The sequence below is a fragment of the Tamlana flava genome (assembly GCF_041287255.1).
Classification (GTDB): Bacteria; Bacteroidota; Bacteroidia; order Flavobacteriales; family Flavobacteriaceae; genus Tamlana; species Tamlana flava.
In genome coordinates, this window is the sequence record NZ_JBGGTX010000007.1 from 46,410 (window position 1) to 56,788 (window position 10,379).

Genomic DNA, 10,379 nt, shown 5'->3' on the forward strand with positions numbered 1-10,379 from the left:
AGCATGACCAAAAAAAGAATTGCCATAATCATAGCCATAATTGTTTTACCAATTATTGCTTACTCATACTTCAGCTCATCAAGTGATGAAGACGTTTCGCTTACCACTAAAGTAGTAAAAGGCACTTTTTTAAATGAGGTTTTTATTTCTGGTGAAGCACAATCCACGAGTTCAAAAAAGATTGACGGCCCCAGTAATGCCAGACGTTTTGGTTTGTACCAAATAAAAATCCAAGACCTGGTACCCGAAGGAACAGTTGTAAAAAAAGGAGATTATGTAGGCAAATTGGATGTTACCGAACTAAATGGGCGCATACAAGATGCCCAATTAAACCTGGAACAAGGAGAATCAAGATATATCCAACAACAATTAGATACTACGCTAACACTAAAACAAGAGCGTAATGCCATTAAAGATCTGTTGTTTAAAATTGAAGAAGACAAACTGGAATTGACACGGTCACAATATGAACCCCCAGCCACAATAAGGTCTTTAGAAATCAACATTGAAAAAACCGAGCGGGATTTAAAGGAAAAAAGAACAGATTATTCCATTAAAAAAAGACAGGCCAATGCAAAAATGATCGAAGTTGGAACCGAAGTTTCCAAATACAAAAAACAAATTGACGACTTATTGGATCTTCAAAAGGAATTCACCATATATTCTGATGATGATGGCATGGTAACCTATATTCGGGAATGGGGTGGAAATAAAAGAAAAGTTGGTTCTACAATTAGCCCTTGGGATCCTGCAGTTGCCAGTTTACCAGATTTATCTCAGATGGAATCTAGAACTTTTTGCAACGAAGTTGATATTCGAAAATTAAGAAAAGGGCTGACTGTAAAGGTAGGCTTTGATGCTTTTCCTAATATTGAACTGGACGGTGTAGTTACTGATGTTGCAAACGTTGGGGAAACAAAAGTTGGTTCAGATATAAAGCTATTTCAGGTTTTAATAAAGCTTAACGGTACAAATGAAAATATTCGCCCTGGAATGACCACGTCCAACAAAATTCTTACCAAGCAAGAGGATGATGTTTTAATGATTCCGTTGGAAGCTGTTTTTTCAAAAGATTCCATAAGTTTTGCCTACGTAAAATCCGGTTTATCCATAATAAAAAAACAGTTAGAACTTGGCGATTCAAACAACGAAGTTATTATAGTTAACAAAGGTTTAGAGGAAGATGAAATTGTTTACTTAAACAAACCCAAAGATTTGGATGAGAAAAGTATAACGCTATTAAAATAACATGATAGATAGAATACTTTTAGAAAAACTAAAATCCAGCTTTAGCGAGGCCTTTTGGTTTATTAAAACCAATAAAGTTAGGACTTTTCTAACTGCATTAGGTATCATATTCGGGGTTGCCTCGGTAATAGCCATGTTGGCTATTGGAAACGGTGCAGAAAAAGAAATATTGGCCCAATTGGAACTCGTTGGCGTAAATAATATTGTTGTAACTCCAATACCCGATGAGGAAAATGAAGATGACAGCGAAGATGAAGAAGAAAGTGGTAAAACCGAATCTAAAAGGTTTTCAAAGGGGTTGGATGTTCTAGATGCCCACAGCATAAAAAAACACATCCCTAGTGTAAAGTTGATTAGTCCGGAAATTGTTATGAACACTTACGTCATCAACAACGGAAGGCAAAATCCAGTAAAACTTGTTGGCATTTCTCCTAGTTTTTTTGAAGCTTCTAATATTACACTCGATAACGGGTCAGTTTTCTCCGATTACCAAATAAAAAATGCCATGCCCGTTTGTATTGTGGGAAAAAAAGTGGAAAAAAAACTGTTTACTGGGGAAAGTGCTCTGGGTAAACAAATAAAAGTTAAAGACGTTTGGCTGCATGTTATTGGCGTTATTGAAGAGAAATTTATTTCAGATAAAGCACAGGAAAATCTCGGTATTCGAGATTTAAATGAAGACGTATACATCCCACTAAACACTTTTTTGGTAAGGTATAAAGACCGTAAAATTATTACAGATGATGCCAACGCACTTAACCAAAACCAAAATGGACCTCAACAGAAAATGCCACGTGGCAATTATCATCAAATAGACAAACTAACGGTTCAGGTTGCCAACTCAAACCAATTAAAAGCTACTGCTGAGATATTGAGCAAAATGCTTAAACGCAGGCACAACGATGTTTTGGATTTTGAAATTACCATTCCTATTCAACTTTTAAAACAGCAACAAAAAACAAAACAGATTTTCAATGTTGTATTGAGTATTATAGCAGGTATCTCACTACTCATTGGTGGTATAGGTATTATGAATATCATGTTGGCATCCGTTTTGGAGCGCACAAAGGAAATTGGTATTATTCGCGCCATTGGTGCTACTGAGGAAGATGTTATTTTACAATTTCTTTCAGAATCTGTACTAATAAGTGTTGGCGGTGGCATTGTTGGAATTGTTTTGGGAATACTTAGCGCATACATTATTGAAGCTGTTTCTGGTATAGAAACCATATTGTCGCTTTCATCAATAACCGTGTCCTTTTTTATAGCCGTTTTGGTAGGGCTTACGTTTGGTATTTTTCCAGCAAAAGCGGCTGCCAACAAAAGACCAATTCAAGCTCTAAGATCTGAATAGAACAACATGCAAAGATTATTTAAATTACTTATCATTCTTTTTCCTTTGGTAACTTTTTCCCAAGTGAAAAAAATAACGCTAAATGAAGCAATTAGCATTGCACAAAAAAAATCGCCAGATTACAAAAGAAACCTAAATACAAATCAAGCCAGCTTTTGGCGATTTAAAAACTACAAAGCACGTTTTTTACCTCAGTTAGGGTTTAATGCAACTTTACCAGAATTTAGTAATTCCATTAGAAGGCAAACTAATGATGCAGGTCAAGATGTTTTTGTTAATCAAAACCAATTGGTGCTGGCAGGCGGTTTATCTTTATCCCAAAACGTTCCTTTTACTGGAGGCACATTGTCATTAACTTCAAATCTAGAAAAGGTTGATCTTTTCGGAAATAACGACATCACAAATTATTCCGTTGTTCCCCTTTCAATCCGTTACCGGCAAAACTCTCTTTTTTATAATGGGTTTAGGTGGGAAAGAAAAATAGAACCCTTAATTTATGAAGAATCTAGGCGTGACTTTGTTGAAAAAATGGAAGTCATTTCAATAAATACATGTAGAAGTTATTTCAGTTTGCTTAAAGCCCAAATGCAATTAAAAATTGCCGAACTGAATCTCTCAAATCAAGACACCCTTTATCAAATTTCGCAAGGGCGGTTTAAAATGGGGAAAATTGCCGAAAACGAGTTGCTGCAAATGGAACTCTCGCTTTTAAACTCGAAAAATAATGTTACTACAAACACCATCGAACTAAAGCGAACTTCCCAAAACATGGCTAGATATCTAGAGTTGGAAACTGAAAACATTGAACTGGAAATACCTGAAGAATTAGCACTTTTTGAGGTTGATGTAGAAAAAGCCATAGAAGAGGCACAATCAAATAGAAAAGCAGTTATTGAATTTAGAAGAAGACGATTGCAAGCCGAAAATGAATTGGCAAGGGCTAAAGGAAGTAATAGATTGGAGATGAGCCTTGTGGCCAATTTGGGTATTTCGCAATTTGGAAATGATTTTGAAAACCTGTTCAACAATTACAACAAACAACAATATGTGTCCCTAAATCTAGGCATTCCAATTTTTGACTGGGGCGTTTCAAAATCCGAACGTAAAATGGCAGAGGCCAATTTAGATTTAGCCAACAACGACATTGAACAGGGTAAACAAGAGTTTGAACAAGAAATTTATTTACACGTTCTCAATTGGTCCAGTAAAAGAGACTTTTTAATTACTGCGCAAAAAGCAAAGGAAATAGCTGAAAAGAGTTATGAAATTACCAAAAAAAGATACGTTTTAGGGAAAGTTACCATTACTGATTTGAATATTAGCCAAGAGAAAAAGGATCAATCCTTTGTTCAATACCTCAACTCTTTGGAAGCATTTTGGATAGATTATTATACGTTAAGACAACTAACGCTCTACGATTTTATAAATGACAAAAAAATAGAAGCTGAAGATATTCTTTATGACTAAAACTGCCAATTAATTGCTATTTTTGGCACATGGGTTTTACAAAAACTACCGAGCAAGATTCAAACTACAACCATCTTGAAAAGATGTCGGTTTTAGAATTATTGAAAAACATCAATAATGAAGACAAAACCGTACCCCTTGCTGTTGAAAAAGCACTTCCTAAAATAGAAAAACTGGTAGAACAAATTGTTTCAAAACTAAAAATTGGAGGCCGTTTGTTTTATATGGGAGCCGGAACAAGTGGGCGATTGGGTATATTAGATGCCTCTGAGTGTCCTCCAACATTTGGGGTTTCCCATGATTTGGTTATTGGGCTTATTGCGGGTGGTGATTCAGCCATAAGAAAAGCCGTTGAATTTGCCGAAGACTCCCTAACCCAAGGTTGGGAAGATTTACAAAAATATAAAATCAACAGTAACGATGTTGTTGTTGGCATTGCCGCATCTGGAACAACGCCTTATGTTATTTCAGCATTAGAGCGGTGTAACGAAAACAATATTATTACCGGCTGCATTACTTGTAACCACAACAGCCCACTTTCACAAACTGCTCAATTTCCCATAGAGGTTATTGTAGGCCCCGAATTTGTTACTGGTAGCTCAAGGATGAAAGCTGGTACTGCCCAAAAACTGGTACTTAATATGATAACCACATCAACCATGATTCAATTGGGGCATATAAAAGGCAACAAAATGGTTGATATGCAGTTGAGCAATAACAAATTGGTTGATCGCGGTACTAGAATGATCATGACAGAACTTAATATATCTCAAAACGAAGCAGAGGCACTGCTTGAAAAATATAAAAATGTGCGATTAGCCATTCAAAATTATAACCATGGAAAATAAAACAGATAAAGTCATTCTTTTTAAAGGCATAAAAACCTTAATCTTTGCCGTACTCAGCCTTTTTATTGGGCCAATCATGTTAAGCTTTGCGTTTAGCCAACCAGAAAATTCTTTGTACAAACCTATGTTGATTGTTGGCTGTTTAATATGTGCTATGGCTGTTTTTCTAATTTTTAAAGGCATCAGGCTCATCATGAGCAGCATGTTTAAAAACAAATAATTCTAGCCAGCGGTAGTTTGCGTTGGCGTTGTTGGGTTATAGCCGAATTCAGAATCATTCAGTTGAATGCCTAAGCTATCAAAAATATAGTTGATGATGGCGTAATGATGTATGGTATGGCTATTGGCCTGGGCTAAAAGAGAACCATAAGTATAGGGAATTTCTGTTTTCCCCATGCCCAAGTCATCAATAACCCAAATTCCATCCTTCAAGTTAAAATGTACTGCACTCAATTGGCGCATTATAGATTTTAGATAGTCTTGCGCACAAGTGCAGTCAGACTCTACATCCTTATTTCTACTTCTGGCCGTTAAATCAATTTTACCTTCAGAATTGACTTTGAATATGCAATCATAAAAATCTAAAATATGCCTAATGTGTGTACCAATACTGGAATGGTAAGGTGGCACAGAAGCATCGCACAATTGGGCATTGGATAAAGAGTTAAGAATAACCTGGGATTTTTGAAGTGTTTTTAAAGTAGATTGGATGATTATCTTCATGTAAACTAAAATAGGTAAAATTATTTTATTAAAACCAATGTGCTATTAGTCTTTCTTTGTTTGCTTCCTTACATAATTTCAAAAAATTGAAAACTAAAAACGGTTAAATTCAATTACATAAAATTTCATTTTCAAGAACGCTGTTCAGTCCTTAAAAAACACTTAAGGCAATCATAGCGAGCTTTTTTACTGACATGTTACATATATGGCATACTTTGAAACATATGTTTTATGGATGTATTGTATTTCAGCTTAGTTTTATGTGGTAAGGTAAATTCACATAATCTCTCGCAATCAATAACACATAGTTATATGCAACCTAAAAAACTTTTCATAGCAGCAGTATTACTTTTCTTCCTCTGCCCTGTCCACGGGCAGCTGCTGGATAAACTAAAGCAACGCGCCAAAGAGCGTGGTTTGGAAACACGGGAAGTTTCGTTTGACAGCACAGATAATGCCGTGAACAGGACCATCTCCAATGAAGAAGAAGAACTCGTTCTCAAATCGGCAAACGACTTTTACAACAAAGACGTTATCATGAAACTTTTTAATGATGGGCAACTGGTACAAACTGCTTATTTTGATTCTGAAACCATTGCCATGCGTACAGAACAAGTTGGCAATGCCAACCCACTTTATCATGATGATCAAGGTAAATTCTACGCCTATGATAAAGATAAAGGGCATTATTCCACAATGAAACTTTTGCCAACTAGTTCTATGGGATTTATGACTGCTGGTTTAACCACACAAGCATATAAATTGCCCCATGAACCCTATTTTGAGGCATTTAAGGCATTGGAAGACGTTGGCTCAGGTCTTAATTTTTTAATTCTTGAACTTGCTTTTATCTACAAACCAGCCCATTTTGAAAACAATGAGTCCTATTCTGCTCAAAAAAAAACATGCAACGGCTCAAATGACTGCATCCGCTTTAACTATAATTTTCCAGATTATCCAGAAAGCTATATTCAGTTTGATGGCCAAGGCAGATTGAACGAACTATACATCAATTCCAATAGTCCAGAACTTAAGGACGAACCCAAAGGTAAGTTTGTATTCACTTATCAGGACTGCAAAGTAAGCATTCCAGAAGCCGAAGAACAATCCATTATACCAGGCCCATTGGGAAAAATACTCCCAATAGAAAAAGGATTGGAACCATGGAAGTATAATAAAGCAGACAATAAAAAAAACTAAGTAATCATGAAAACAAAATATTTTTTATTCATTCTTATTGCCCTGGCTTTAACATTTAATGCTGAAGCTCAATTTCTTAAAAAATTAAAAAAGAAAGCGGAACAGGCAGCCGAACGCACTGTTTTAAGAAAAACGGACGAAGTGGTCAGTCAAAAAACAGAAAAAACAATTGATGATGTTACGGAAGGAAACCAAGACGAGGAAAATAAAGAAAATACTTCCAGCACCACCAATCAAACAAACAACACGTCATCAGGCAATAACACAACAAGAACCCAATCACCAAATATGAATCCTTTGATGGGTTCTGGTAAAAATGCTGCAAAAAATTTACCAGATACTTATGCCTTTGATTGGGAGTTTAAAACCATCATGAGAACTTCAGAAAATGAAGAGATGAACATGGATTATCTCATTAAACCAGATGCCAGCTACTTTGGTATGCAAATGTCCAGCAAGGAATACCAACAAATGGAATTTATGTGCATTGTGGTCGATTCTGAAACGGAAACCTCTGCAACATTTATGAACGCAAATGGTCAAAAAATGGCGATGATCAGCAAACATCCTAACGACCTCATGAAAAATGAAAAAGAGAATAAATTCAGTTATAAAGAAATTGGTACCAAAAAAATACTAGGCTATGAATGCTACGGCATTGAGATTGAAGATGCCGATTATATTGGTACCATTTATTTTACACTAGATGCTCCCATAAACTTCAGGGCCTTATTTGAAAACTCAAAAAGCACGCCTAAAGGTTTTGATCCCGCATTGCTACAAGTATTAAAGGAAGAAGCACTTATAATGGAAATGGATTTTAAGCATAAAAAGAAGAAAAAACAAAATTTCACCATGACAGCTCAAAGCCTGGAAAAAAAGAAAACTGTAATAAACACCAAAGAGTATCAAAGTATGGGATTTTAAGCCATACCAAAACTTAACCCATAAATTGAAATAAAACACATGCATAAAATATTTTTATACACTACACTATTATTCTTAATCAATTCGGCTATAGCACAGCAAACCATTAAAGGTAAAATAGACAATTACCAAAGTGGTGAAGCCGAGTTTATTTTGCCTGTAAGAGAACCAAAAGCCATTGGCACTATTAAAGCTAATGGTAAGTTCACTATAGAGTTGGAAGACGATATGGCTTTAGCGGTTATAGAAGCACAAAACAAAGCCAATGCCGAAAGCCAGGAACTCAGAATTAAGAACAATTCCGTTAAAAGAGCTTTTTATTGTGACTCCGAAGAGGTTAAAACAACCAATGGTGACTTGGAATTGGAATCTGTAACCATGCAAGGAAATTTCTTTATTGGCATTATAAAAGACAAAAAACCTGTTGGAAAACTTAGGCTAGCTAGCTCTAAAGCTTTTAGTGAAAGTTTCTTTTCATATGGTAAAAAAGATTTTGTAACTGGTTTTTATATAGACTTTTATTATGTGCCAGACGGTGCATCAGTAAAAGGAATATGCAAAACCAAAACCTATACGCTCGATATGAAAAATACTTTTGACCTCATCCATAATTATGATATCGACTTAAAAAAAGGATGGAATATTGTTAAAATTGAAGTTGAAGAAGTGTATACAGATCAAGAAGGTCATGTAAGGCCACTAAAGTTCAAAATGCAAACCATAGATAAGATTCCTAAAGAAACAAAATTCATTTTCTCTGAAGGCAAAACGCTTTAAATAGGAAATCAAGTATCGCAACTAAAAATTAAACAGCCCCTTCCCTACCATTTTAACACACTTTTGTTTGGCTCATAAAAATGAATAACTAACGTAATTAATCAACGTCATGATACCAGCCAACCAGCAAATGAAACAATATATTACTTTATTTTTCTTAGTACTATGTTCGTTTCTAGGATATTCACAGGCACCCACAACGCCTTCTACAAATTTTTCGGTTGTAGAAACCGATGGCAATAGAATTAGGGTAAGTTTCACCCCAGGAGATGGGGCCAAACGCATTATAGTAGCTAAGGCATTATCTCCTGTAACTGCTATACCAACCGACGGTGCAGATTACACAGCTGGGGCATTTGGGCTGGGAAATGAATTGGCACAAGGCGAATTTGTGGTTTATGATGGTACAGGTTATTCATTTTTATATATAGAAGGTTTAATACCTGAAACAACCTATTATTTTAAAATTTTTGAATACAACGGAATCGACTTTACTACAGAATACCTTACAAGTAGTTTTTTAGAAGCTAGCGGTCAAACTTCATCACCACCCACAACGCAGGCAAGCAATATTCAGTTTAGCAATATACTTGGTAGCACCATGACTGTTAGCTGGGACCGTGGTAATGGTAACGGCTGTATCCTTATAGGTAAAGAAGGAAGTGCTGTTGACATAGAGCCTGAAGATTTAATAAACTATAGCCGTAGCAGGAGCTTTGGCGCAGGTTCAACCCAAATCGGAACGGGAAACTATGCACTGTACATAGGCTCGGGAAGCAGTGAAGATATTTACAACCTCAAGTCCAACACGACATACCATTTTGCTGTGTTTGAGTACAGTGGAAGTAATGGCAAAGTTTACCTCACCTCTACCTCCACGGTGTCCACACCAGGCGCCACCGCCAGTCAGAGCACATCGGCGTACCCCACGTTGAACACTAATGCCATGTACTTTACCAACGTGGATGGTGACAGGTTCTACCGAAACATGTTCTCAAACTACTATGGGAACGGACAGAGCAGGCTCATCATAGCCAAGGCAGATAGCCCCGTGACTGCAGTGCCCGTGGACGGGACATCCTATACGGCAAGCACAACCTTTGGAAACGGCGACGAAATAGCCCCAGGGGAGTTCGTCATGCACAGCGGAGCCAACGGGGGCAACTGGGTATACGGCCTACAGCCCGAAACGACTTACTATTTCAAGGTGTTCGAATACAACGGCACTGGCACCGAGACCTTCTACCTGACAGGAAACGACATAAACGGAGACCCACCATTCGAGACAAGCTACGCTACGCTGTCACCCCCCACCGTACAGGCCAGTAATATACAATTCAGCAACATCATCGGTACGAGCATGACCGTAAGTTGGACAAGGGGGGACGATCAGCAAAGTGGCTGTATCCTTATAGCCAAAGAAGGTAGCCCCGTGGACATAGAACCACAGAACGGCATAAACTACAGCAGTAGCAGCAACTTCGGTACGGGCTCAACAGAAATTGGTACCGGAAATTTCGCATTATACGAAGGCTCAGGAACCAGCGACATTGTGGGCAACCTAAAGCCAAATACGACCTACCATTTTGCCCTGTTTGAATACAACGGCGAGAACGAAAGGATGTACCTCACCTCCGCCTCCACGGTGTCCACACCAGGCGCTACAGCCAGTCAGAGCACATCGGCGTACCCCACGTTGAACACTAACGCCATGTACTTTACCAACGTGGATGGTGACAGGTTCTACCGAAACATGTTCTCAAACTACTATGGGAACGGACAGAGCAGGCTCATCATAGCCAAGGCAGATAGCCCCGTGACTGCAGTGCCCGTGG

The 10,379-nt window shown here is 37.5% G+C and carries 10 protein-coding genes; 9 read left to right on the top strand and 1 reads right to left on the bottom strand.

What is annotated here, in order from left to right:
- Positions 1-3: 3 nt before the first annotated feature.
- Genes ACB104_RS15710 through ACB104_RS15730 form a run of 5 tightly spaced genes read left to right on the top strand, consistent with a single transcriptional unit; the run spans position 4 to position 5,137 of the window.
- Positions 4-1,248 (top strand): efflux RND transporter periplasmic adaptor subunit, encoded by a 1,245-nt coding sequence (locus tag ACB104_RS15710; protein WP_370480256.1) that lies wholly within the window; start codon positions 4-6, stop codon positions 1,246-1,248.
- A gap of 1 nt (position 1,249) precedes the next feature.
- The gene (locus ACB104_RS15715; RefSeq protein WP_370480257.1) at positions 1,250-2,602 is read left to right on the top strand and encodes an ABC transporter permease; all 1,353 of its coding nucleotides are present in this window, start codon (positions 1,250-1,252) and stop codon (positions 2,600-2,602) included.
- Between the two features lie 6 nt (positions 2,603-2,608).
- A complete protein-coding gene (locus ACB104_RS15720) occupies positions 2,609-4,069 on the top strand; it encodes a TolC family protein (RefSeq protein ID WP_370480259.1) in 1,461 nt (486 codons plus the stop codon).
- A 29-nt stretch (positions 4,070-4,098) separates the two neighbouring features.
- Positions 4,099-4,917 carry an N-acetylmuramic acid 6-phosphate etherase gene (gene murQ, locus ACB104_RS15725; protein WP_370480260.1) on the top strand — a complete coding sequence of 273 codons (819 nt, stop codon included), beginning with the start codon at positions 4,099-4,101 and terminating at the stop codon, positions 4,915-4,917.
- Positions 4,907-5,137 (top strand): DUF6095 family protein, encoded by a 231-nt coding sequence (locus ACB104_RS15730; protein ID WP_370480262.1) that lies wholly within the window; start codon positions 4,907-4,909, stop codon positions 5,135-5,137. The genes murQ and ACB104_RS15730 overlap by 11 nt, the downstream gene beginning before the upstream one ends.
- Positions 5,138-5,139: 2 nt before the next feature.
- Here the strand turns inward: ACB104_RS15730 and ACB104_RS15735 are convergent, their stop codons facing one another.
- Positions 5,140-5,640, bottom strand: a complete 501-nt coding sequence (locus tag ACB104_RS15735; RefSeq protein ID WP_370480264.1) for a DinB family protein — start codon at positions 5,638-5,640, stop codon at positions 5,140-5,142.
- 312 nt (positions 5,641-5,952) lie between these two features.
- Between ACB104_RS15735 and ACB104_RS15740 the strand changes: the two genes are divergently transcribed.
- The 4 genes from ACB104_RS15740 to ACB104_RS15755 form a co-directional block, all read left to right on the top strand.
- Positions 5,953-6,840, top strand: a complete 888-nt coding sequence (locus ACB104_RS15740; protein WP_370480265.1) for a hypothetical protein — start codon at positions 5,953-5,955, stop codon at positions 6,838-6,840.
- 6 nt (positions 6,841-6,846) lie between these two features.
- Entirely contained in the window at positions 6,847-7,767 is a 921-nt protein-coding gene (locus ACB104_RS15745; protein ID WP_370480267.1) for a DUF4412 domain-containing protein, read from the top strand.
- Between the two features lie 39 nt (positions 7,768-7,806).
- On the top strand, positions 7,807-8,544 hold the full coding sequence (locus ACB104_RS15750; protein WP_370480269.1) for a hypothetical protein: 738 nt from the start codon (positions 7,807-7,809) through the stop codon (positions 8,542-8,544).
- A gap of 130 nt (positions 8,545-8,674) precedes the next feature.
- Positions 8,675-10,379 (top strand): hypothetical protein (locus ACB104_RS15755; protein WP_370480271.1); only part of this gene is annotated, 1,705 nt, incomplete at its 3' end.

Bases quoted from the DNA above. Each gene is read 5' to 3' on its own strand.
- ACB104_RS15710 (WP_370480256.1), top strand. From the start codon at position 4: ATGACCAAAAAAAGAATTGCCATAATCATAGCCATAATTGTTTTACCA.
- ACB104_RS15715 (WP_370480257.1), top strand. From the start codon at position 1,250: ATGATAGATAGAATACTTTTAGAAAAACTAAAATCCAGCTTTAGCGAG.
- ACB104_RS15720 (WP_370480259.1), top strand. From the start codon at position 2,609: ATGCAAAGATTATTTAAATTACTTATCATTCTTTTTCCTTTGGTAACT.
- murQ (WP_370480260.1), top strand. From the start codon at position 4,099: ATGGGTTTTACAAAAACTACCGAGCAAGATTCAAACTACAACCATCTT.
- ACB104_RS15730 (WP_370480262.1), top strand. From the start codon at position 4,907: ATGGAAAATAAAACAGATAAAGTCATTCTTTTTAAAGGCATAAAAACC.
- ACB104_RS15735 (WP_370480264.1), bottom strand. From the start codon at position 5,640: ATGAAGATAATCATCCAATCTACTTTAAAAACACTTCAAAAATCCCAG.
- ACB104_RS15740 (WP_370480265.1), top strand. From the start codon at position 5,953: ATGCAACCTAAAAAACTTTTCATAGCAGCAGTATTACTTTTCTTCCTC.
- ACB104_RS15745 (WP_370480267.1), top strand. From the start codon at position 6,847: ATGAAAACAAAATATTTTTTATTCATTCTTATTGCCCTGGCTTTAACA.
- ACB104_RS15750 (WP_370480269.1), top strand. From the start codon at position 7,807: ATGCATAAAATATTTTTATACACTACACTATTATTCTTAATCAATTCG.